The following is a 21,574-nucleotide window of genomic DNA, read 5'->3' on the forward strand; positions in this document are numbered from 1 at the left end:
CCCCCTCTGTGGTCGTTGCTGCGGTGCCCCCCACATACCCTTCACCCTCCCCCCACACACGTCCAGCGGAACGCGCAATCCCGCGCCGGAACGCCTACAGTCGCGGGGTGCCGTACGCCCACCGCAAACTCCTCGCCCTCCCTCTGGCCCTGACCGCCTGCGCCGCCCTCGCCGGCTGCGGGGGCGCCGCCGGGTCGGCGACACAGACGCCCTCGCAGCCCTCTCCCCGTACCGAGGCGGCCAGGGCCACCGCCCCCGCCGGCGGGGGCCCCGCGACCGGGGCGATCCCGGCCGGGCCGCCGCGGAAGCTGCCGCTGGCCGGGCGGACGGTCGTGATCGACCCCGGCCACAATCCCGGCAATTTCCGGCATGCCTCGGAAATCAACAAAAAGGTCGATATCGGGACGACCCGCAAGGAGTGCGACACCACCGGCACCTCCACGAACGCGGGATACACCGAGGCCGCGTTCACCCTCGATGTTTCACACCGTCTCCGCGATCTCCTCAAGGCGCGGGGCGCCGAGGTCGTCCTCGTCCACGACGCCGAGCGCCCCTTCGGGCCCTGCATCGACGAGCGCGCCCGGATCGGGAACGGCGCCGGGGCCGACGCGGTCGTCTCGGTCCACGCGGACGGCTCGGCCGTCGGCAACCGGGGGTTCCATGTGATCCTGCCCGCACGGGTGCAGGAGGGCGGTGCGGACACCACGAGGATCGTGGCGCCCTCGCGGTCGCTGGGCGAGAAGCTGGTCACGCAGTTCGGGCGCGCGACCGGGACCCACCCCGCCAACTACATCGGTTCCGGTACCGGGTTGGATGTGCGGAAGGATCTCGGGGGACTCAATCTCTCGACCGTCCCCAAGGTGTTCGTCGAATGCGGCAATATGCGTGACCCGAAGGACGCCGCACTGCTGACCGAGGCCGCGTGGCGCCAGAAGGCCGCACAGGGGATCGCCGACGGCATCGGGGCCTACCTCAAGGGGTAGGACCGGCGTCCCGACGGACGGACGATAGATTCGCTCCGTACGATGCTCCGTACGATGGGGCCGCCCCCGTGATCCGCGCCACCCCGACGAGACGACCCGACGAAGGACTCTTACGTGAATATCCGCTCCCTCACCCGAGGCGATGGCGTGCTGATCGGTGCAGCGGTGGTGCTGTTCATCGCCTCGTTCCTCAGCATCTCCGGATGCGACGCCGGCGCCGCGATCTGCGACAAGGTCGACCTCCCGAACTCGTGGGAGGTGTCGCCGCTCGGCTGGGGCTCCTTCTTCCTCGGCATCGCCGGCGCCGCGCTGGTGGTCCTGTCCCGCGCGCTGCCGCAGCCGCGCAAGGTGGCCGGTCTCGAGCTCGGCCAGGTCGGTGCCGCGTTCGGCATCGCCTCCGCCTGGACCCTGCTGATGTGGGTCTTCGAGTCGGAGAACGCCGGTGCGGGCCTCATCCTCGGCCTGATCGCCGCGCTCGTGGTGGCCGGTGCGGCCGTCGCGGCCCCGCTGGTCCCGGCCCTCGGCGGCCCGCTGCTCGGCGCCCCGAAGCCGCAGACCCCGCAGCCGTACGGCATGCAGCCCGGCGCCCAGCAGGGCGTCCCCGGCGGCTACGGCTACCCGGGCGCCCCGCAGCAGCCGTACGGCGCCCAGCCCGACCCGTCGCTCGGCGGCCAGCCCTTCGGCGGCCAGCCGCAGGCGCAGCAGCACCAGGCCCCGCAGCCGCAGGCCGCGCAGCCGCAGCCGCAGCAGGCCGCCGCTCCGGCGCCCGCCGCCGACTTCACCGCGTTCTGGTTCGCCGTCCCGGTGGCCCGCCCGCTGTACGCGGAGGACGGCTCCCAGGCGCCCATCGCCGAGCTGGCGCCCGGCACCTGGTACCTCGCGGTCGAGCAGCGCGGCCAGGCCCTGGTCGCGCAGACGCAGGACGGCCGCCGCGGCGTCCTCCAGGACACCACCGGCATCCAGCGCGGCTAGCCGCACCCCGCCGCCACGGCCCCTCGCCCTTCCGGGCGGGGGGCCGTTGTCGTACAGTCCAGGCCGACCGAAGAATCTGACGATGCGTCAGGAAGGCTGGCCGTCATGCGCCTTGGACTCGCCCTTGGCTACTGGGGCCGCGGCCCCTCCGCCGCCCACCTCGAACTGGCCCGCGAGGCCGAGCGGCTCGGCTACCACTCGGTGTGGACCGCCGAGGCCTGGGGCTCCGACGCCTTCACCGCGCTCACCTGGATCGCCGCCCACACCAGCCGCATCGGGCTGGGCACCGCCGTCGCCCAGATGGCCGCGCGCACCCCGACCGCCACCGCCATGCACGCGCTCACCCTCGACCACCTCTCCGGCGGCCGGATGATGCTCGGGCTCGGACTCTCCGGGCCGCAGGTCGTCGAGGGCTGGTACGGGCGCCCCTTCCCCCGCTCGCCGCTCACCGCGACCCGCGAGTACGTGGACGTGATCCGGCAGGTGCTGCGGCGCGAGGGTCCCGTCCGGCTCGACGGGCGCTACCACTCCCACCCGTACGCGGGCGCCGACGGCACGGGGCTCGGCAAGCCGCTGAAGCCGATCACCCATCCGCTCCGGTCCGATCTGCCCGTCCTGCTCGGCGCCGAAGGCCCCAAGAACATCGCCCAGACCGTCGAGATCGCCGACGGCTGGCTGCCGCTCTACTGGTCGCCCGGCCGCTGGGCCGAGGTCTACGCCCTCCCCGAGCGCCTCCCCGACGGCTTCCTGGTCGCCCCGATGGTCCGCGCCCAGGTCTGCGACGACGTCGCCGAGGGGCTGCTGCCCGTCAAGGCCATGCTCGGCTTCTACATCGGCGGCATGGGGCACGCGGCCCGCAACTTCCACGCCGACCTGATGGGGCGCATGGGGTACGAGGCGGAGGCCCGGCACATCCAGGAGCTGTTCGCGGCCGGGCGGCGCCAGGAGGCCGTGCTCGCCGTGCCGGACGCCTTCGCCGACGAGATCTCCCTGGTCGGGCCGCGCGAGCGGATCGCCGAACGGCTCGCCGCCTGGCGCAAGGGCCCGGTCACCGACCTCCTGGTCACGGCGCCGGACCCCGCCACGCTCCGCGTCCTCGCGGAGCTCACCGCCTGAGGGGCGCCGGTCAGCCGCCGCCCAGCTGGGACGTACTGGGCACCTTGTCGACGACCTCGGCGCCCGCGCTCTTCCCCGCCTCCTTCACCTGGTTGATGATGCTGTCGAAGGAGCCGATGTCCGCGTCGCTCGCCTCGCCCTTGCGCAGCTTCGTCCCGAGCTCCTTCAGCGACTCGATGCCGGCGCTCAGCGGCGCCACCGCCTTGGAGAGCAGCGGGTCGCCCTTGGCGTTGTTCAGCGCCGCCTTGAGCCGGTTGTAGGTGAAGGCACCCGCCAGGCCGGCCTTCACCAGAGCGAACGTGCGCCCGTCCGCGCCCTTCTTGAACTTCCCCGCGCGGTACGGCTTCACGATCCACTGGTACGTGGCTCCGGCCGCCAGACCCGCGTTCGCCACGAACCGGGTCTTGGCCAGCCTCTGCTGCTCGAAACTGGCCGAGCTCGTCGGCGTCGAGTCGGCGCTCGTGGTCATGGACTGCGAGCTGTCGCCGCCGCAGGCCGCGGTCGTGGCGAGCAGCGCGCCGGACAGGAAGAGCGCGACGACGGCACGCCGCGCGCGGTCGAGGCTGGGCACGTGGGACCTCCGTGGGGCTGTGGCGCCGGGCCTGATCCGCCGGGCAGGCCCCAGCCTCGCCCGGGGCCCGGGGGTGCGCCACCGGAGTGACTCCGTACGGGGTTCCGCCCCTGCTCAAAAACGGCGCCCGACATCCCTTCCTCCGAACATCCCCGCAGGTCAGAGCCTTGGGACGTCCCATCGTGTCCCTGGGACGCCGCCGCCCCTGGCCCGGCCCGCCGGGCGGTCGGAGAGTGGATCACCGGCCCGGGACGGTTCCGGGCGGGGGAGGTACGGAAGTTCGATGGTGAGTCGCCGCGTGTGTACGGGGGGCGGTCGGTGCCAGTGGTTCTACCGGGCGCCGGACGCCCGGCTCGGCAGGGGGATCGGCACGTACCGGGGGTTCCGGTCGGCGGCAGGGGTGCCGCAGGAGCGTCTCGTCGTGCCGAGCGGGCGGGTGTCGCTGCTCATCGGCTTCGGCGGCGAGCTGCGGGTCCGGGACGCGGGACGGCACACGTCCCTGGTGTCGGGGCTGCACACCCGGGCGCGGGTGCTCGGGCACAGCGGGGACGTGCAGGGCGTGGAGCTGGCCCTGGCTCCCTGGGCGGCGCGCCGCTTCTTCGGCGGCACCGCGCTCACGGAGCTGACCGACACGCTGGCCGACCCGGCGGACGTCGTGGGCACCCGGGCCCGCGGCCTGGCCGAGGCGCTGGCGGAGGCCCCGGGCTGGCCCGAACGGTTCGCGCTGCTCGACGAGACGCTGCTGCGCTGGTCGGCGGAGGCGGACGCGGCGGGTGACACGGGGCCCGCGCCGGCCGTCCTGGAGGCCTGGCGGCTGCTGGAGCGGTCCGCGGGGGCCCTTCAGATCCGTGAGGTGGCGGCGGCCACGGGCTGGAGCCAGCGGCACCTGGAGACGCGGTTCCGTGAGCAGATCGGGCTCGGCCCGAAGCGGCTGGCCCGGATCCTGCGCCTGAACCGGGCGATCGGGCTGCTCTCGGCGGGCGACCGGCCCGCCGAGACGGCCGTCCGCTGCGGCTACTACGACCAGGCCCACCTGAGCCGCGACTTCAAGGCGCTGACCGGGATGCCGCCGGGCCGCTTCCTCGCGGACCGGGGCACGGCCAGCGCCTGGATCGCGGGCTGACCGGCCGCGCAACCGACGCGGCGGTTTTTTCCAATACCGGACCGGGCGCCGGGTGCGAGTCTTGCGCCCGCGTGCAGTTGCGCACGCGACGTCTCAAGAGAAGGACGATCTGATGGGCATGGCAACGGGGATCCGCAAGAAGGCCGCGGCTGTCGCCGCGACCACCGCGCTGTTCGTCGGTGGCGGCGTCGCCGCCGCGACCGAGGCGTCGGCCGGCTACATGTGCGGCGCCGGCTACCACTGCGTGTACTGGGGCAACCTGGGCGACAGCGCCTCGCACGACTTCTACAACAGCGACCGGAACTTCACGGACGACACGTTCGACAAGAACCCGGGCACGGGCGGCTACGGCCAAAACGTGAACGACGCCCTCTGGTCGGCGAGCAACTCCAGCACGGGCGGCTACGAGAGCCACTACTACCGCGACATCAACTACCAGGGCGGCCTGCTCTTCTGCGTGAACCCGGGCAGCGAGGTCTTCGGTTCGCAGCTCTCGGACGGGCAGCGCAACGCCGCCAGCTCGCTGGAGCTGCGTCCGTCGACGACGATCCGCTGCTTCTGATCCACACGCCCCGCGCGTGAACGGGGCCCGGTGCTACAGGGGTGCACCGGGCCCCACCCCCTCCCCCCGCGCACCGACGAAAGGCAACCGCCACCATGCACCGGTCGGGCCGCCGCGCCCTGCTCGCCCTCACCGCCGTTCTCGCGGGCGGAGCCGCCGTCGTCGGGGGGACGATGCTGACCTCCGCCTCCGAAGCGGCGCCCGCGCCGTCCGACGGGACCCTCGCCTCGGCCGAGGCCCTTGAGCGGCTGCACGGACTGCCGCCCGTCACCGACCGCGTCTTCGCCTGGACCGACGTCCACTACCGCGGTGCCGAGGCGCAGCGCCGGTATGCCGTCGACTGCATGGCCCGGCAGGGCTTCCGCTACGCCCCGCCCGCCACTCCGGCCGCCCGCGCGGGCGGGGACGAGGACCAGCGGCCCCGTCCCTTCGGCCTGGAGACCGCCCCTTCCGCGGCCCCGCCGGCCCCGTCGCCACCCGGCGAGAAGCCCCCGAAGCCGGGCAGCCCGGAGGCCTCCCCCGCGTACGCGAAGGCGCTCTTCGGCGACGAGACCAAGCGGGTCACCGCCGTCGGCGCGAAGGGGATGAAGGTGTCCAGGCCCGGCAACGGCTGCCTCGCCGACGCCGAGAAGCGGGTCCTGGGCGACGGCCGGATGCGCTGGCTCCAGGTGCGGATCATGCTCTTCGAGGCGCAGGAGCAGGCGCGTACGGACGTGGAGAAGGACCCGGCGTTCCGGAACGCCACCGCACGCTGGCGGCAGTGCATGGAGCGGGCCGGTTTCCCCGGGCAGCGCGATCCGCTGGGGCCGGCCAAGGCCCCGTCCGACGGCATCCTGAAGGCCGATCTGCGCTGCAAGAGCGAGACCGGCTATCTGACCACGGCGTACACCCGGCTCGCCGCCGTCCAGCAGCGCTGGCTGGACGCCAACCCGGCCGTGGTGAAGGACTGGACGGCGCTGCTGGCCCGGCAGGACAAGGCCTCCCGCGAGGTGCTCGCGGGCAGGGCCTGACGCCTCGGGACACGTCTCAGGGCTGGTGGGACTCCGCGCTCGGGATGAAGCGCCCGGTGCAGGTGGGCACGCTGTCCTTGCCGTTCTTCTTCGGCAGGGCGGCGCAGACGAAGACGGAGCCGTTGTCGGGGGCCGCGATCAGCGGGGTGTAGACGTCGCGGTCGTAGTGGACGACGTCGGCCTGGGCGGCGCCGTCGGAGTTGTTGACGACGACGGTGGCGCCGACCTCGGCGAAGGAGATGCGGCCCCAGGCGGCCTTGCAGGCGCGGCTGTAGCGGAGCTCGATGACGAGGTCCTTGGGGATGGAGCCGGTGCGGACGGTGACCGCGTCGGCGCCGCAGTTCATCTTCTTCGGGTCCTTGCCCTCGCAGGTGGTGAGGGTGCAGCCGGTGGCCGGGCCCGCGACCTTCACCGCGGGCTTGGGCTTGACCGGCGGCTCGTCGGAGCCGGAGAGGGTCACGGCGGCGTACGCGCCCGCGCCCGCCAGCAGGAGGAAGGCGAGGACGAGCGAGATCCACAGGGTGCGGCGGCTCTTGGGCGGCGCGGCCCCGTCCGGGGCGTCCGTCCCGTCGGGCTCGTCCTCGGGGGCCGCGCGCCGGGCCTCCTCCTCGTCCCAGAGGGCGAGCAGCGGCGCCGGGTCGGCGTCGCACAGCTTCGCGAGGCTCTCGACCGCGTCGCGCGGCGGGAACTGCTTGCCGTTGACCCACCGCTCCCACGACGACTTGGCGTAGTGGGTCTTCTCGCTGAGCTGGGCGAAACTGCACCCCGACGCCTTCTTCAGCGCGAGAAGCTCGCCGGCAAGATCCGTGACCGACCCCGCACGGTCCATCGTGACCGATTCTCCCTGATATGCATGCCCATGCCAGTCATGGACGTGGACATACTAGAGCCGGTTTATCGACCGGGTGTACGTGCATCGGGCATGGATCAACGGGGCGGTCCGCCGCAGCAGTCGGGCTCCAGCCCGCGCGGCAGCCGCTCGCCGCCGAAGACCGCGACCGTCGCCTCGTCGCCGCCGAGCGCCGCCACCGCGAGCAGCAGCGAACCGGAGGTCCAGGTGGTCTGCTCCTCGGGCCAGACCGCGCGGTTGCCCTCGAAGACGTAGCCCGTCCAGTAGTTGCCGTCGGCGGCGCGCAGGTGCCGGATGGCCTGGAGGATCTCCAGGGCCCGGTCCGACTCCCCCATCGCCCACAGGGTGAGGGCCAGTTCGCAGCTCTCGCCGCCGGTCACCCACGGGTTGGGCAGCACGCAGCGCACCCCGAGGCCCGGCACGACGAAGTCGTCCCACCGCCCGTCGATCCGCGCCTGGGCCTGCGCTCCGGTCACCGCGCCGCCGAGGACCGGGTAGTACCAGTCCATCGAGTAGCGGGACTTGTCGAGGAACCGCTCGGGGTGGCTGCGGATCGCGTGGCCGAGCGCGCCGGCCGCGAGCTCCCAGTCGGGCTGCGGCTCCTCGCGCTCCTCGGCGATGGCCAGGGCGCAGCGCAGCGCCTGGTGGATCGAGGAGCTGCCGGTCAGCAGCGCCTCGTCGACGGGGGTGCCGTCGGCCTCGCGCTTCCAGCCGATCTCGCCGCCCGGCCGCTGCAGCCGCAGGACGAACTCGACGGCCGCGTAGACCACCGGCCACATGCGGTCGAGGAAGACGTCGTCGCCGGTCGACAGGTAGTGGTGCCAGACGCCGACGGCGATGTACGCGACGAAGTTGGACTCCAGACCGCGGTCGGTGACGTCCTCCGGGTCGCCGTCCCGGTAGGCCGCGTACCAGGAGCCGTCGGCGTTCTGGTGCCGGGCCAGCCACGCGTAGGCGCGGGCGGCGGCCTCGTGTTCGCCGGCGGTGTCGAGGGCCATGGCGGCCTCGGTGTGGTCCCACGGGTCCAGGTGGTGCCCGCGGAACCAGGGTATGGCGCCGTCCTCGCGCTGCGCGCCGAGGATGCGGGCCACGGTCTCGGCGGCCTCCTCGGCGGTGAGCACGCCCGGCAGGACGAGGTGCTGCGCCATCCGCTCGGGAGAGGTCACTGGGCGGCGTCCACGGGAAGGTGGGGCTTGGTCGCGTAGGCCACGAAGCTCTTGCCGACGACCGGGTTGAGCAGCTGCTCGGCGACCCGGGTCACGGCGGGCTTCTTCATGATGTCCCAGACCAGCAGCTTGTGGTACGCCCGCACCGGCAGCGCCTTGTCGTTGTCGACGCCGAAGGCGCACTTCAGCCACCAGTACGGGGCGTGCAGCGCGTGGGCGTGGTGGGTGCCGTACGGCTTGAGGCCGGCCTGGCGCATCTTGGCCAGCAGCTCGTCGGCCTTGTAGATGCGGATGTGGCCGCCCTCGACCTCGTGGTACTCGTCGGAGAGCGCCCAGCAGACCTTCTCGGGGCCGTAGCGCGGGACGGTGACGGCGATCCGGCCGCCCGGCTTGAGGACCCGGACCATCTCGGCGAGCACGCCCTTGTCGTCCGGGATGTGCTCCATGACCTCGGAGATGATGACGACGTCGAAGGACTCGTCGGGGAAGGGCAGGTTGAGCGCGTCGCCCTCCATCGCGGTGGCGCTGGCACCGGCCGGGGCCTCGCCGGCCTCCTTCATCGCCGCGAACCACTTGGCGACCTCGCGGATCTCCTCGGCGTTCTGGTCGAGGGCCACCACCTGGGCACCGCGCCGGTAGCACTCGAAGGCGTGCCGGCCGCCGCCACAGCCCAGGTCGAGCACGCGGTCGCCGGGGGCGAGCGGGAAGCGGGTGAAGTCGACGGTCAGCACGGGTTCCTGCTTTCGCGGTGGAGGGAGGCCTGCGCGCCCTGCGCGGCGATCGCCGCACGGTACAGCTCGGCGGTGCCCTGGGCGGCCCGCGCCCAGGTGAAGCGCTGGAGGACCCGCTCGCGGCCCGCCGCGCCGAGCCGCGCGCCGAGGGCCGGATCGGTGAGGACCCGGCCGAGGGCCGCGGCCAGCGCGCCCGCGTCGCCCGGGGGGACGGCCAGACAGGTCTCGCCGTCGGTGCCCGCGACCTCGGGGATCGCGCCGCCGGTGGTGGCGACCAGGGGGGTGCCGGTGGCCATGGCCTCGGCGGCGGGCAGCGAGAAGCCCTCGTACAGGGACGGGACGCAGGCGACCCGGGCGGAGCGGTAGAGGTCCACGAGCTCGGCGTCGGTGACGCCCTTGACGAACTCGACGGCGCCCTCCAGGCCGTACCGCTCGATGGCCTGGGCGACCGGTCCGTCCTCGGCGCGCTTGCCGACGACGACGAGGTGGGCGTCGGGGTGCTCGGTGCGCAGCTTGGCGAGCGCCTCGATCAGGTGGACCAGGCCCTTGAGCGGGACGTCGGCGCTGGAGGTGGTGACGATCCGGCCGGGGACCTCGGCGACGGACGGGTCGGGCGACCACAGGTCGGTGTCGGCGCCGATGTGGACCACGCCGATGCGGTCCTCGCGGACCCCGAGGTGCTCGACGATCTCCCCGCGGGAGGTGCCGGAGACGGTGAGGACGGAGGGCAGTCGCCGGGCGACGCGCTTCTGCATGCGGGTGAAGGCGTACCAGCGGCGGACGGAGGCGCGGCGCTTCCAGTCGGCGGCGGCGTCCAGCTCCAGCTGCCGGTCGACGGTGATCGGGTGGTGGATCGTGGTCACCAGCGGGGCGCCGAGGGCGCGCGGGCCGCCGAGGAGTCCGTATCCGAGGGTCTGGTTGTCGTGGATGACGTCGAAGTCGCCGCGGCGGGCGGCGAGGGCGCGGCGGGCGCGCAGCGAGAAGGTCAGCGGCTCCGGGAAGCCGCCGGTCCACATGGTGGCGACCTCCAGGGCGTCGATCCAGTCCCGGTACTCCTCGCGCTTCGGGGTGCGGAACGGGTCGGGCTGGCGGTAGAGGTCGAGGCTGGCGATCTCGGTGAGCGGGACGCCCTCGTCGAGCGTGGGGTACGGCTGGGAGCCGAGGACCTCGACGCTGTGGCCGAGCCGGGCGAGCTCACGGGAGAGGTGCCGGACGTAGACGCCCTGGCCGCCGCAGAACGGGTTCCCCTTGTACGTGAGGAGAGCGATCCGCAACGGACGGTCACCGCCCGGCGTGACACCCTGCCGGGGGCTTGCCTCTATGGCCTCCGCGGTCATGTGCGACCCCCTTCGAGCGTGTATTTCGCGGGAGCGTAACCGCCCGCGCTAATCTAGAACAAGTTACAGACTTGATCGTTCATGATCTTCTGGCTTGATCTTCTTGATCCTTCAAGGAGCACAGAATCTACCGGCAGGTAGCTCCGCCGTGAGAAGCCGGATCAGGTGATTCGCGCCACGGCCGGAGCCCCGCGATACTGTCCCTCCTTCACCGCACGGAACGGGGCCCCATGACCGTGGAAGACAGACCGGCGTCGCCGCCTCTGACGGAGCGCCAGGAGGCGCGCCGACGGCGCATCCTCACGGCGAGCGCGCAGCTCGCCGGGCGAGGCGGGTTCGAGGCCGTGCAGATGCGGGAGGTGGCGGAGGCGGCCGGCGTCGCGCTCGGCACCCTCTACCGCTACTTCCCCTCGAAGATCCATCTGCTGGTCGCCACCATGCAGGACCAGCTCCAGCACATGCACACCACGCTCCGCAAGCGTCCGCCGGCGGGCGCGGACCCGGCGGACAGGGTGGCCGAAACCCTGATGCGGGCCTTCCGGGCGCTCCAGCGCGAACCGCAGCTCGCGGACGCGATGGTCCGCGCGCTGACCTTCGCGGACCGGAGCGTGAGCCCCGAGGTGGACACGGTGTCCCGGCTGACCACCGCGATCATCCTGGACGCGATGGGGACCGAGCACCCGACGCCGTCGCAGCTCTCGGCGGTGCGGGTGATCGAGCACACCTGGCACTCGGCGCTGATCACCTGGCTGTCGGGCCGGGCCTCGATCGCACAGGTGAAGATCGACATCGAGACGGTCTGCCGGCTGATCGACCTGACCGCGCCGGGGGCCGGCGGGGCCCCCGGGCGCGGCTGACCCCTGGGGGGTCAGGACTTCTTCTTGCTCTTCTCCTTCTCCAGGTCCGCCTTGAACAGCTCCTCGCACGCGGGGGAGGTGTCGCTGGCGATGAAGAGCACCATCTTGAACTCGCCCATGGTGTGCTCGCTGGCCTTCAGCTTCCACTGGCTCTTGGTGAGGGGCACGATCCTGGACTCGGCCTGGTCGACGCCCTGCCCCTCCTTCCAGCCACCCTTGCCGAGCGCGTCGAGCGTGTCCGTGTAGGACTTCTTGGGGTTCACGGCCTTCTCGGTGTCGGGCGTCCAGGAGACCATGCAGTTCTCCAGGCCGGGCGGCACGTCGTCGCCGGTGGCGTCCTGCGTGAAGCCCGCGGCCTTCGCGGCGGTCTCGATCTCCTTCTTCACCGCGTCGGCGGACAGGCCGCCCTCGGCCGACGGTGCGGCCGTGGCACCCGAACCGCCCCCGCCCGGAGTCCCCTTGCCGGCGTCGCCGCCCTGACCACTGCATCCCGCGACCCACAGCACCGCACTGGCGGCCACCGTCGCGGCCACCCACCTCGCCTTGCGCACGACTCTCCCGATTCCCCGTGCCCGAGGGCCCGTTGCCCCCGTGATCAAGGGAGTAGTTTTGCACGCGGGAACGACTGGAACGGACCGGGCCGGGTGCCGGTACCCGAAGTCCCGGGTACCGGCCCGTGTTCCACGCGGCGCCTAGTCCTCGGGAGGGAACACCGTCTCCCCGCCGTCCACCAGGGTGATCGAGATGGCCTCCACCGGGCAGCCCTCCGCCGCCGCCAGGACCCGTTCGTTGGCGTCGAGTTCGCCCTCGCGCGGGTGGGACTGGCGCGCGGTGTCCAGGCGGAAAGCCTGCGGGGCGTGGTTGATGCACATGCCCGAACCGATGCAGACCGTGCGGTCCACCTCGACGTGCCAGCGGTCGCCCATCACGCACCACCGGGCCCCTCGTAGCCGGCGGGCAGGTGGATCATCTTGTGCTCCAGGTACTCCCCCAGGCCCTCGGGACCGAACTCGCGGCCGACGCCGGAGTTCTTGTAGCCGCCGAAGGGGCCGAGCATGTCGAGGCTGAAGGTGTTGACGTTGAAGGTGCCGGTGCGGACCCGGCGGGCGAAGTCGACGCCGTGCTCGACGTCGCCGGTCCACACGCTGCCGCTGAGGCCGTAGTCGGAGTCGTTCGCGACCCGCAGGGCCTCGTCCTCGTCCCCGTACGGCAGGAGGCAGATGACCGGGCCGAAGATCTCCTCGCGGGCGATCCGCATGGAGTTGTCCACGCCCCCGAAGAGGGTCGGCTCGACGTACCAGCCGCGCTCCAGGCCCGCCGGACGCCCGCCGCCGGTGAGGACCTTGGCGCCTTCGGCCTGGCCGATGGAGATGTAGTCGAGGGAGCGCTGCTGCTGGCGGCGGGCGACGAGCGGGCCGACCTGGGTGGCGGGGTCGAGCGGGTCGCCGACCACGAGCGCGCCGGCCGCCGCGGCGAAGGCCTCGGCGATCTCCTCGTAGCGGGAGCGCGGGGCGAGGATGCGGGTCTGGGCCACGCAGGCCTGCCCGTTGTTCATCCAGGCAGCGGGGACGATCCCGGCGACGGCCGCGTCGAGGTCGGCGTCGGGCAGGATCACGGCGGCGGACTTGCCGCCGAGTTCGAGGGTGACGCGGGTGAGGTTGCGCGCGGCGACCTCCATCACGCGCTTGCCCGCCGCGACCGAGCCGGTGAAGGACACCTTGTCGATGCCGGGGTGCGCCACCAGGTACTCGCTGACCTCGCGGTCCGCCGGCAGGATCGAGAGGACGCCCTCCGGCAGGCCCGCCTCGGCCGCGATCTCGCCGAGGATGTACGAGTCGAGGGGCGACTCCGGCGAGGGCTTGAGGATCACGGTGCAGCCGGCCAGCAGCGCGGGCCCCAGCTTGGCGGCGGCGGTGAACTGCGGCACGTTCCACGGCACGACCGCCGCGACGACGCCGACCGGCTCGCGCCGCACGAGCAGCGGGCCGAGGACGCCGGCGCGCCGCTCCTCGTACGCGTACGCGCGGGCCACGGTGATCGCCGAGTCCCACACCATCATGGCGCCGAGCGCCTGGGCGAGGACGGACCAGGAGTACGGGGAGCCGTTCTGCGAGCTGATCGAGCGGGCGATCTCCTCGTGCCGGACCGCGACGGCGTCCTTGATCCGCCCGACGACCTCGATCCGCTCCTCCAGCGTCATCCGCGGCCAGGGCCCCTCGTCGAAGGCCCGGCGGGCGGCGGCGACGGCCCGGTCGACATCGGCCTCGGCCGCGTGCGGGACGCGGCCGATGACCTCCTCGGTGTGGGGGGAGATCACCTCGATGACGTCGCTGCCGAGCGGGTCGGCCAACTCGCCGCCGATGAACAGTTTTCCGTGCTCCACAAGCTCGGTCATGACCGACTGCCTCCCGGAACCACGCGCCGATGCCGATATCTGTCCGCCGATATCTGACTGTGTTTCAGAACTGATACCAGTTCTAGTTCTGCTTGGCCAGACTCGGGACGGCGGGCGTCCCGGAGCCCGCCGGTCTAGACTTTGAGGCGGAGCGGAAGAACCCGCGGCCGCGCGCACCCCCCGGCCGCCGACGTCACCCTCCCCCACGCCCCACAGGAGCAGCCATGCGTACCCTCGCGCGCTCACATCCGCACCGGGCCCGGCGCCTGACGGCCGCCGCGGTCTCGTCCGTCGCCGCGGTGGCCCTGCTCGTGCCGGCGACCGCCTCGGCGGCACCCACGCCGGTCGCGCAGCCCGTACCCGAGAGCGTCTCCGTCACCACGAAGGCGCCCGCACCCTTCCTCTTCCAGTACACCTTCAACGGGCACCTGAAGATCGGCGGCGGCAACTTCACCGTCGACGGCCCGGTCACCCTCTACGTCAAGCTGAACAACGGCACCATCATGTTCCGGCAGACGGTCATCGCGCGGACCCACTCCATCACCCCGGGCGGCGCGATCTACGTGGAGACCACGATCAGTTCACCGTGCGCCCCCGGCAACAACGGCTACGCCCGCGCCTTCGACCGCACCACGCAGACCTGGTCGCCGCGCCTGCCCGTGCCGGTGTGCCAGCGGATCGACTGACCCGCCCTCCCCGCCATTCGCCCCTCCCCAGCTATTCTGACGCTGCGTCAGTTCTCGTTATAGTGCTGCGACAGCCGTACCGGCACGCAGAGACGAGGGCGCTCATGACGCAGCCGACCGACCAGGTGACCGAGCACGGCGGAGGCGTCTGGTCGCTGCGGGTGCCCATCCCGGACAACCCCCTCGGCCACACCCTCGTGCACGTCCTCGACACCGACCGCGGCCCCGTCCTCGTCGACACCGGCTGGGACGACCCCGCCTCCTGGCACGAACTCACCACCGGACTCGGCACCTTGGGCATCGGCATCCAGGACGTCCACGGCGTCGTCGTCACCCACCACCACCCCGACCACCACGGCCTGTCCGGCCGGGTCCGGGAGGAGTCCGGGGCGTGGATCGCCATGCACGCCGCCGACATCGCCGTCGTCCGCCGCACCGGCAGCGCCGAACCCGGCAGCTGGCTCGACTACCTGGCCCGCAAGCTGGCCGCCGTCGGCGCCCCCGAGGAGCACACCGCCCCGCTGCGCGCCGCCCGCGCCGCCGGCCGGATGCGGACCCTGCCCGGCCTGTCCTCCGCCCTGCCCGACCGGGAGATCGTCCCCGGCGAGCTGCTCGACCTCGCCGGGCGCCGGCTGCGCGCCGTCTGGACCCCCGGCCACACCCCCGGCCACGTCTGCCTCCACCTGGAGGAGGCCCACCCGGCCGGCCTGCCCGGCCACGGCCGGCTCTTCTCCGGCGACCACCTGCTGCCCGGGATCAGCCCGCACATCGGCCTGTACGAGGACCCCGACGAGGCCACCGCCGCCGACCCCCTCGGCGACTACCTCGACTCCCTCGAACGCATCGGGCGGCTCGGCGTCGCCGAAGTGCTCCCCGCCCACCAGTACGCCTTCCCCGACGCCGCCCGCCGGGTCCGCGAGCTCCTCGACCACCACGAGGAACGCCTCGCCGGGCTGCTCGCCCTCCTGGCCACCCCGCTCACCCCCTGGCAGCTCGCCGAACGCATGGAGTGGAACCGCCCCTGGGAGCTCATCCCGCACGGCTCCCGCAACATCGCCGTCAGCGAGGCCGAGGCCCATCTCCGGCGCCTGGTGAAACTGGGCCGCGCCGAGCCCGTCCCCGGCACGGACCCGGTGGCCTACCAGGCGGTCTGACGCCCTCCGCCCGCGCCGCCGGTGTGACGCACGGCGCCCCGGCCCGGCGGGGCGCGGCCGGTAGAGTGGGCGGTCGTCGTCATGCCCGTACAGGGGGAAGCCGGTGGGATTCCGGCACTGACCCGCAGCCGTGACGTGCCCGGAAGGGCATGGAGTCGGAATGCCCGGTACGGGACGTGAGCGCCGGCACCGTCGAGGAATACGGCGCCGGAGGCCGGCTCCTCGGGTGCCTGGTGTCCGGTGCCCGCAGGAGAGGGACCCATGATCAGCGTTCGCCGTGTCGCCGCCGCACTCGCGGCCGGTGCCGTGCTCAGCACCACCGCCGCCGGAGTGGCCGCCGCCGCACCCTCGCCGACGCCGACCCCCGCGAAGATCCCCGCCGGTCTGTACGGCACGACCGACCCGACCTACGACGGCGTCTGGCGCCAGTCGCTGGCCTTCCTGGCCCAGCGCACCTCCGGCATCCAGCCCGCCGACCAGGCCGTGGACTGGCTGCTCGGCCAGCAGTGCGACTCCGGCGCCTTCGCCTCGTACCGCCCCGACCCGGCCAAGCCCTGCGACGCCAAGACGATGCTCGACAGCAACGCCACCGCCGCCGCCGTCCAGGCGCTCGCCGCGGTCCGGCGCCAGTCCGACGCCCCCGAGAAGGCCGAGAAGGCCGCCAAGGCGGGCACCGCCTGGCTCAAGAGCGTGCAGAACAAGGACGGCGGCTGGAGCTACACCCCCGGCGGGCCCAGCGACGCCAACTCCACCTCCATCGTCGTCAGCGCCTTCGTCGCCGCCGGCGAGCGCCCCGGCGACGTGAAGTCCACCGACGGCCGGAACCCGTACGACGCCCTCCTCACCTTCGCCCTGCCCTGCACGGACAAGGAAGGCGCCGGAGCCTTCGCCTACCAGCCCGACAAGACCGGCAAGCTGTTCGCCAACGCCGACGCCACCGCCGCCGCCACCCTCGGCGGGCTCGGCAAGAGCATCACCGCCCGCGGCACCCAGCCCGAACAGCCCCCCGTCTGCAAGGACCTGCCGAAGCCGACCGCCGACCGGGCCGCGCTCAACGGCGCCGCCTACCTCGCCGCCCAGCTCGCCAAGACCGGCCACCTCACCGTCCCGCCGATGCCCGGCGCCTCCGAGACCGCCGAGCTCCCCGACTACGGCAACACCGCCGACGCCGTCGTCGCGCTCGCCGCGGCCGGTGCGAAGAAGGAAGCGGCCGGCGCCCTGGCCTGGCTGGAGAAGAACTCCTCCCAGTGGGCCGGGACGAGCGGCCCCGCCGCCTACGCCCAGCTGGTCTTCGCCGCGCACGCCATGGACACCGACCCGCGCAGCTTCGGCAGCACGGACCTCCTGGAGCGGCTGAACGCCACCGGGCCCGCCCCCAAGGCGCCCGACAACTCGCAGGCGTCCACCACCGCCGAGGACGACGAGTCCGGCTTCGACCTGTGGTGGATCATCGGCATCGGCATGGTCGTCGGCGTCGGCATCGGCTTCCTCCTGAGCGGCCGCAAGAAGTGAGGGCCCGCACCGGGCTCGCCGGTGGCGCCGCCGGTCTCCTGATGCTGCTGGCCGCCGCCCCCGCCCAGGCCGCCGGCTACCGCTACTGGTCCTTCTGGGAGGGCGAGGGCAAGGGCGGCGGCTGGGCCTACGCCACCCAGGGCCCGGCGACCGCCCGGCCCGCCGACGGCGACGTCATCGGCTTCCGCTTCGCCGTCAGCAAGGACTCCGCCGACGCCTCGAAGCCCTCCGCCGCGCCCGACTTCGGGCAGATCTGCGCGGGCGTGGAGAAGCAGGACGGCAACAAGCGGGTCGCGGTCGTCGTCGACTTCGGCGGCCCCCTCGACGCCCCGCCCGGCGAGACCCCGCCCGCGAAGGTGCTCACGGCCGGCTGCCCGCAGGTCCGCGAGGACGCCACCGCCGCCGAGGCGCTCGCCGCGGTCGCCAAGCCGCTGCGGTACGACACGAACGCGATGCTCTGCGGGATCGCCGGCTACCCGGCGAAGGGCTGCGGCGAGCAGGTGGCGACCGCACCGGACGCCGCCGCGTCGAAGCCCGCCGCGAAGCCGTCCGGGACCCCGGCCGCCGCCGCTCCCGAGCACTCCGGCGGCCCCTCCTTCGGGCTCGTCACGGGCGGCGCCGCCGTGCTGCTCCTCGGCGTCGCCGGCGTCTGGCAGGCCCGCCGCCGCCGCGGATGACCCGCCCGAACCGGCTGCGCGCCCCCGAGGCGAACCGCTCGAACGCCCTGCACCCCGGAGCCTGGTGGCTCTGGGCGCTCGGCCTCGCCGTGGCCGCCTCGCGCACCACCAACCCGCTGGTCCTCGGCCTGATCGTCGGCGTCGCGGGGTACGTCGTCGCGGCCCGCCGCACCGAGGCGCCCTGGGCCCGCTCGTACGGCGCCTTCGTCAAGCTGGGCCTGTTCGTCGTCGCCCTGCGGGTGGTGTTCTCGCTGGTCCTCGGCTCGCCGATCCCGGGCGAGCGGCTGCTGTTCACGCTGCCCGAGGTACCCCTGCCCGACTGGGCGCAGGGCGTACGGATCGGCGGCCGGGTCACCGCCGAACAACTCGTCTTCGCCCTGTACGACGGGCTGAAACTGGCGACCCTGCTCATCTGCGTGGGCGCGGCGAACGCGCTCGCCAACCCGGCGCGGCTGCTCAAGTCGCTGCCGGGCGCGCTGTACGAGGTGGGGGTCGCCGTCGTCGTCGCGATGACCTTCGCACCGAACATGGTCGCCGACGTGGTCCGGCTGCGCACCGCCCGGCGGCTGCGCGGCCGCCCCACCGGCGGGGTGCGGGCCCTGCTCCAGATCGGCCTTCCGGTCCTGGAGGGCGCCCTCGAACGCTCGGTGGCCGTGGCCGCCTCCATGGACGCGCGCGGCTACGGCCGGACCGCCCAGGTGCCGCCCGCCGTACGGCGCACCACCGCCGTGCTGACGATCGGCGGGCTCCTCGGCGTGTGCGCGGGATCGTACGGGCTGCTCGCCGCGCAGGGTGCCGGGTACGGGCTGCCGCTGCTCGCCGCCGGGCTCCTCGCGGCCGTCGCGGGGCTGCGGCTCGGCGGGCGGCGGGCCGCCAGGACCCGCTACCGGCCCGACCGCTGGGGCGTCCGGGCCTGGCTCGTCGCCGCCTCCGGCATCGCGGTCGCCGTCGCGATGATCTGGGCCGCGTCGGTCGACCCCGAGGCGCTCCGCCCCGGCGTCGTCCCCCTCCGGGCGCCCGAGCTGCCGCTGTGGCCCGCGGCGTCCGTGCTGCTCGGCCTGCTCCCCGCCTTCGTGGCCCCCGTTCCGAAGGAGACCTCCCGATGATCCGCTTCGAGAACGTCTCGGTGACGTACGACGACGCGGCCGCGCCCACCCTGAGCGGGCTCGACCTGACCGTGCCCGAGGGCGAGCTGGTGCTGCTCGTCGGGCCCTCCGGGGTCGGCAAGTCGACCCTCCTGAACGCGGTGTCCGGGCTCGTCCCCCACTTCACCGGCGGCACCCTGCGCGGCCGGGTCACCGTCGACGGACGCGACACCCGCACCCACCCGCCCCGCGAGCTCGCCGACCTGGTCGGGACAGTGGGGCAGGACCCGCTCGCCCACTTCGTCACCGACACCGTCGAGGACGAGCTGGCCTACGGCATGGAGTCCCTGGGCCTCGCGCCCGCCGTCATGCGGCGGCGCGTCGAGGAGGTCCTGGACCTGCTGGGCCTGGCCGAACTCCGCGACCGGCCCATCGCCACGCTCTCGGGCGGGCAGCAGCAGCGCGTCGCGATCGGCTCCGTGCTCACCCCGCACCCCAAGGTCCTCGTCCTCGACGAGCCGACCTCCGCGCTCGACCCGTCGGCCGCGGAGGACGTGCTCGCCGTGCTCCAGCGGCTCGTCCACGACCTCGGCACGACGGTCCTGATGGCGGAGCACCGGCTGGAGCGGGTCGTGCAGTACGCGGACCAGGTCCTCCTGCTCCCCGACGGCGTCCTGGGACGGCCCGCCGACGTCATGGCCGTCTCGCCGGTCCACCCGCCGGTGGTCGCCCTGGGGCGGCTGGCGGGGTGGGAGCCGTTGCCGCTGTCCGTGCGGGACGCCCGGCGGGCGGCGGGGGCCTTGCGGGAGCGGTTGGCGGGAGCACGTCCCGCCGCGCCGGCGCGCGAGGGCACGGCCGCGGGCCGTACGGGAGCCCGGGAGCACGCCCCCGGCTCCGCGCAGGGGCGCGGTGGGGGTCTCTCCCTCTTCCGGCGCCGCCGCACCCGCTCCGCACCCGCCGCCGCCCCCGGCCTCCCCCTCGTCCACGTCGACCGCCTCGCCGTCCGCCGCGGCCGCGTCGAGGCCCTGCGCCAGGTGACCCTCCAGGTCGCCGCGGGCGAGACCGTCGCCCTGATGGGACGGAACGGGGCCGGGAAGTCGACGCTGCTCGGCACGCTCGTCGGGATGATCGCGCCGACCTCCGGCACCGTCCGCGTCGCCGGGCTCACCCCGCACGCCACGGACCCGCGAACCCTGATCCGGCAGGTCGGGCTCGTCCCGCAGGAGCCCCGGGACCTGCTGTTCGCGGACACGGTGGCCGCCGAGTGCGCGGCCGCCGACGAGGACGCGGGGGCGGAGCCGGGGAGCTGCCGGGCGCTGGTGTCGGAGCTGCTGCCGGGCGTCGCGGACGAGACGCATCCGCGGGACCTGTCGGAGGGGCAGCGGCTGACGCTCGCCCTCTCCGTGGTGCTGACGGCCCGCCCGCCGCTGCTGCTGCTCGACGAGCCGACCCGCGGTCTGGACTACGCGGCCAAGGCCCGCCTGGTGGCGCGGCTGCGCGGGCTCGCGGCCGAGGGGCACGCGATCGTGCTGGCCACGCACGACGTGGAGCTGGCGGCGGAGCTGGCGCACCGGGTGGTGATCGTCGCGGGCGGCGAGGTGGTCGCGGACGGGCCGACGGCCGAGGTGGTCGTCTCCTCCCCCGCGTTCTCGCCGCAGGTCGCGAAGGTCCTGGCGCCCCAGCCGTGGCTCACCGTCGAACAGGTGGAGGCGGCGCTGTGAGCGCGCGGCCGATCCGGCTGGGCGTCCGTTCGGTCGTCGCCCTGGTCCTGGTCTCCGTCGTCGGGCTGATCGCGGTCGGCTGGCCGCTCTTCGCCGACCCGGGCTCGGCGCTGACCGACCACGCCGCCGACGCCCCCTGGTTCTTCGCCCTGCTGCTCCCCCTCCTCATCGCGGTGGTCGTGGCGACGATCGCGGACTGCGGGATGGACGCGAAGGCGGTGGCGATGCTGGGGGTGCTGGCCGCCGTGGGGGCGGCGCTGCGCCCGCTGGGGGCGGGGACGGCCGGCCTGGAGCCGATGTTCTTCCTGATGGTGCTGAGCGGCCGGGTCCTGGGACCGGGCTTCGGCTTCGTGCTGGGCGCGGTCACGATGTTCGCGTCGGCCCTGCTCACGGGGGGCGTGGGGCCGTGGATGCCGACGCAGATGCTGGCGATGGGCTGGTTCGCGATGGGCGCGGGCCTGCTGCCGGGGAGGGTGCGGGGCCGGGGCGAGCTGCTGATGCTCTCCGGCTACGGCTTCCTGGCGGCGTTCGCGTACGGCACGGTCACCAATCTCTACGGCTGGGTGACGGTCGGCGGCCTGGGGCAGGGGATCTCCTTCCAGCCGGGGGCGCCGGTGCACGAGAACCTGGTCCGGTTCCTGGCGTACGTGGTCGCGACCTCCCTCGGCTGGGACCTCGGGCGGGCCGTCCTCACGGTGGTGCTGACCCTGGCCGTCGGCGGCACCCTCCTGAAGGCGCTCCGGCGGGCCACGCGGCGCGCGAACTTCGAGGCCCAGGTCACATTCGAGGCCCCGGAGAGGGCCCTCGCGGGTGAGGCGCCTCATAGGACCCACGTCACGTACGACGGGAAATAGTAGGCGTTCGAGGGTGTACCAAATCCCCCCATAGGGGTGCCCTGCCTGCGGAAACGGCACAGAGCGCGCGCCGGGCCCCGCCGCCGGGGTCCGAACCTTCCTCGTACTGGGGGTGATTGCGCCGCCGTCCGGGGTTTGTTTGTCTGGTGGACGTCGCCAGGCAGCCGGTGCTCATCGCAACGGCACGGCCGGCCGGTTCCCCCCAGTTCCCG

At 73.7% G+C, this 21,574-nt stretch carries 22 protein-coding genes and 1 riboswitch; of the genes, 14 read left to right on the top strand and 8 right to left on the bottom strand.

Translation table 11 applies throughout. The features are described from left to right. Positions 1-107 precede the first annotated feature (107 nt). From OG309_RS11200 to OG309_RS11210, 3 genes are all read left to right on the top strand, one after another. On the top strand, positions 108-983 hold the full coding sequence (locus OG309_RS11200; protein ID WP_329420200.1) for an N-acetylmuramoyl-L-alanine amidase: 876 nt from the start codon (positions 108-110) through the stop codon (positions 981-983). A 114-nt stretch (positions 984-1,097) separates the two neighbouring features. Then, a complete protein-coding gene (locus OG309_RS11205) occupies positions 1,098-1,955 on the top strand; it encodes a hypothetical protein (protein WP_329420202.1) in 858 nt (285 codons plus the stop codon). 105 nt (positions 1,956-2,060) lie between these two features. After that, positions 2,061-3,071 carry an LLM class F420-dependent oxidoreductase gene (locus OG309_RS11210; protein WP_329420204.1) on the top strand — a complete coding sequence of 337 codons (1,011 nt, stop codon included), beginning with the start codon at positions 2,061-2,063 and terminating at the stop codon, positions 3,069-3,071. 10 nt (positions 3,072-3,081) lie between these two features. Here the strand turns inward: OG309_RS11210 and OG309_RS11215 are convergent, their stop codons facing one another. Further along, positions 3,082-3,642 carry a hypothetical protein gene (locus OG309_RS11215; protein ID WP_329420205.1) on the bottom strand — a complete coding sequence of 187 codons (561 nt, stop codon included), beginning with the start codon at positions 3,640-3,642 and terminating at the stop codon, positions 3,082-3,084. A 421-nt stretch (positions 3,643-4,063) separates the two neighbouring features. On the opposite strand from OG309_RS11215, the gene OG309_RS11220 reads away from it, so the two are divergent. The 3 genes from OG309_RS11220 (at position 4,064) to OG309_RS11230 (ending at position 6,337) form a co-directional block, all read left to right on the top strand. After that, entirely contained in the window at positions 4,064-4,765 is a 702-nt protein-coding gene (locus tag OG309_RS11220; protein ID WP_329420206.1) for a helix-turn-helix domain-containing protein, read from the top strand. A gap of 112 nt (positions 4,766-4,877) precedes the next feature. Continuing rightward, positions 4,878-5,327: a hypothetical protein gene (locus OG309_RS11225; RefSeq protein WP_329420207.1), complete on the top strand. Its 450-nt coding sequence runs from the start codon at positions 4,878-4,880 to the stop codon at positions 5,325-5,327. 95 nt (positions 5,328-5,422) lie between these two features. Beyond that, positions 5,423-6,337, top strand: coding sequence for a hypothetical protein (locus OG309_RS11230; protein ID WP_329420208.1), 915 nt, complete (start codon positions 5,423-5,425; stop codon positions 6,335-6,337). A gap of 16 nt (positions 6,338-6,353) precedes the next feature. Here the strand turns inward: OG309_RS11230 and OG309_RS11235 are convergent, their stop codons facing one another. The 4 genes from OG309_RS11235 to OG309_RS11250 all read right to left on the bottom strand — a co-directional run bounded on the left by OG309_RS11235 (position 6,354) and on the right by OG309_RS11250 (position 10,421). Continuing rightward, a complete protein-coding gene (locus OG309_RS11235) occupies positions 6,354-7,166 on the bottom strand; it encodes a DUF2690 domain-containing protein (RefSeq protein ID WP_329420210.1) in 813 nt (270 codons plus the stop codon). Positions 7,167-7,264: 98 nt separating this feature from the next. Further along, positions 7,265-8,335, bottom strand: a complete 1,071-nt coding sequence (locus OG309_RS11240; RefSeq protein WP_402544386.1) for a prenyltransferase — start codon at positions 8,333-8,335, stop codon at positions 7,265-7,267. Between the two features lie 14 nt (positions 8,336-8,349). After that, entirely contained in the window at positions 8,350-9,084 is a 735-nt protein-coding gene (locus OG309_RS11245; RefSeq protein WP_329420212.1) for a class I SAM-dependent methyltransferase, read from the bottom strand. After that, on the bottom strand, positions 9,078-10,421 hold the full coding sequence (locus tag OG309_RS11250) for a glycosyltransferase family 4 protein (protein WP_329420213.1): 1,344 nt from the start codon (positions 10,419-10,421) through the stop codon (positions 9,078-9,080). Before OG309_RS11250 ends, OG309_RS11245 begins: the two co-directional genes overlap by 7 nt. Before the next feature lie 230 nt (positions 10,422-10,651). Here OG309_RS11250 and OG309_RS11255 point away from each other — a divergent pair, with 230 nt between their 5' ends. Then, on the top strand, positions 10,652-11,278 hold the full coding sequence (locus OG309_RS11255; protein ID WP_329420214.1) for a TetR family transcriptional regulator: 627 nt from the start codon (positions 10,652-10,654) through the stop codon (positions 11,276-11,278). Positions 11,279-11,289: 11 nt separating this feature from the next. Here the strand turns inward: OG309_RS11255 and OG309_RS11260 are convergent, their stop codons facing one another. The 3 genes from OG309_RS11260 to OG309_RS11270 form a co-directional block, all read right to left on the bottom strand. Further along, positions 11,290-11,829 (bottom strand): hypothetical protein, encoded by a 540-nt coding sequence (locus tag OG309_RS11260; RefSeq protein WP_329420216.1) that lies wholly within the window; start codon positions 11,827-11,829, stop codon positions 11,290-11,292. Between the two features lie 141 nt (positions 11,830-11,970). Further along, on the bottom strand, positions 11,971-12,204 hold the full coding sequence (locus tag OG309_RS11265) for a ferredoxin (protein WP_329420217.1): 234 nt from the start codon (positions 12,202-12,204) through the stop codon (positions 11,971-11,973). Next, positions 12,204-13,673 (bottom strand): aldehyde dehydrogenase, encoded by a 1,470-nt coding sequence (locus OG309_RS11270; RefSeq protein WP_329420218.1) that lies wholly within the window; start codon positions 13,671-13,673, stop codon positions 12,204-12,206. The genes OG309_RS11265 and OG309_RS11270 overlap by 1 nt, the downstream gene beginning before the upstream one ends. A gap of 224 nt (positions 13,674-13,897) precedes the next feature. Here OG309_RS11270 and OG309_RS11275 point away from each other — a divergent pair, with 224 nt between their 5' ends. The 7 genes from OG309_RS11275 (at position 13,898) to OG309_RS11305 (ending at position 21,362) form a co-directional block, all read left to right on the top strand. Continuing rightward, a complete protein-coding gene (locus OG309_RS11275; protein ID WP_329420219.1) occupies positions 13,898-14,359 on the top strand; it encodes a hypothetical protein in 462 nt (153 codons plus the stop codon). A gap of 104 nt (positions 14,360-14,463) precedes the next feature. Then, a complete protein-coding gene (locus tag OG309_RS11280; RefSeq protein WP_329420220.1) occupies positions 14,464-15,513 on the top strand; it encodes an MBL fold metallo-hydrolase in 1,050 nt (349 codons plus the stop codon). A gap of 93 nt (positions 15,514-15,606) precedes the next feature. Continuing rightward, positions 15,607-15,679: riboswitch (cobalamin riboswitch) on the top strand. A gap of 95 nt (positions 15,680-15,774) precedes the next feature. Beyond that, complete coding sequence (locus OG309_RS11285) at positions 15,775-17,025, top strand: prenyltransferase/squalene oxidase repeat-containing protein (protein ID WP_329420221.1); 1,251 nt, start codon at positions 15,775-15,777, stop codon at positions 17,023-17,025. A gap of 41 nt (positions 17,026-17,066) precedes the next feature. After that, the gene (locus OG309_RS11290) at positions 17,067-17,702 is read left to right on the top strand and encodes an SCO2322 family protein (protein WP_329428264.1); all 636 of its coding nucleotides are present in this window, start codon (positions 17,067-17,069) and stop codon (positions 17,700-17,702) included. Further along, complete coding sequence (locus OG309_RS11295; RefSeq protein ID WP_329420222.1) at positions 17,699-18,808, top strand: energy-coupling factor transporter transmembrane component T; 1,110 nt, start codon at positions 17,699-17,701, stop codon at positions 18,806-18,808. The genes OG309_RS11290 and OG309_RS11295 overlap by 4 nt, the downstream gene beginning before the upstream one ends. Then, positions 18,805-20,508, top strand: a complete 1,704-nt coding sequence (locus tag OG309_RS11300) for an ABC transporter ATP-binding protein (protein WP_329420223.1) — start codon at positions 18,805-18,807, stop codon at positions 20,506-20,508. The genes OG309_RS11295 and OG309_RS11300 overlap by 4 nt, the downstream gene beginning before the upstream one ends. Beyond that, a complete protein-coding gene (locus OG309_RS11305) occupies positions 20,505-21,362 on the top strand; it encodes an ECF transporter S component (RefSeq protein ID WP_329420224.1) in 858 nt (285 codons plus the stop codon). Before OG309_RS11300 ends, OG309_RS11305 begins: the two co-directional genes overlap by 4 nt. Positions 21,363-21,574 lie beyond the last annotated feature (212 nt).

The sequence above is a fragment of the Streptomyces sp. NBC_01268 genome, assembly GCF_036240795.1.
In the GTDB taxonomy this organism is placed as follows: Bacteria; Actinomycetota; Actinomycetes; order Streptomycetales; family Streptomycetaceae; genus Streptomyces.

Bases quoted from the DNA above. Each gene is read 5' to 3' on its own strand.
- OG309_RS11210 (WP_329420204.1), top strand. From the start codon at position 2,061: ATGCGCCTTGGACTCGCCCTTGGCTACTGGGGCCGCGGCCCCTCCGCC.
- OG309_RS11225 (WP_329420207.1), top strand. From the start codon at position 4,878: ATGGGCATGGCAACGGGGATCCGCAAGAAGGCCGCGGCTGTCGCCGCG.
- OG309_RS11230 (WP_329420208.1), top strand. From the start codon at position 5,423: ATGCACCGGTCGGGCCGCCGCGCCCTGCTCGCCCTCACCGCCGTTCTC.
- OG309_RS11235 (WP_329420210.1), bottom strand. From the start codon at position 7,166: ATGGACCGTGCGGGGTCGGTCACGGATCTTGCCGGCGAGCTTCTCGCG.
- OG309_RS11240 (WP_402544386.1), bottom strand. From the start codon at position 8,335: ATGGCGCAGCACCTCGTCCTGCCGGGCGTGCTCACCGCCGAGGAGGCC.
- OG309_RS11250 (WP_329420213.1), bottom strand. From the start codon at position 10,421: ATGACCGCGGAGGCCATAGAGGCAAGCCCCCGGCAGGGTGTCACGCCG.
- OG309_RS11255 (WP_329420214.1), top strand. From the start codon at position 10,652: ATGACCGTGGAAGACAGACCGGCGTCGCCGCCTCTGACGGAGCGCCAG.
- OG309_RS11265 (WP_329420217.1), bottom strand. From the start codon at position 12,204: ATGGGCGACCGCTGGCACGTCGAGGTGGACCGCACGGTCTGCATCGGT.
- OG309_RS11270 (WP_329420218.1), bottom strand. From the start codon at position 13,673: ATGACCGAGCTTGTGGAGCACGGAAAACTGTTCATCGGCGGCGAGTTG.
- OG309_RS11275 (WP_329420219.1), top strand. From the start codon at position 13,898: ATGCGTACCCTCGCGCGCTCACATCCGCACCGGGCCCGGCGCCTGACG.
- OG309_RS11280 (WP_329420220.1), top strand. From the start codon at position 14,464: ATGACGCAGCCGACCGACCAGGTGACCGAGCACGGCGGAGGCGTCTGG.
- OG309_RS11285 (WP_329420221.1), top strand. From the start codon at position 15,775: ATGATCAGCGTTCGCCGTGTCGCCGCCGCACTCGCGGCCGGTGCCGTG.
- OG309_RS11290 (WP_329428264.1), top strand. From the start codon at position 17,067: ATGCTGCTGGCCGCCGCCCCCGCCCAGGCCGCCGGCTACCGCTACTGG.
- OG309_RS11295 (WP_329420222.1), top strand. From the start codon at position 17,699: ATGACCCGCCCGAACCGGCTGCGCGCCCCCGAGGCGAACCGCTCGAAC.
- OG309_RS11300 (WP_329420223.1), top strand. From the start codon at position 18,805: ATGATCCGCTTCGAGAACGTCTCGGTGACGTACGACGACGCGGCCGCG.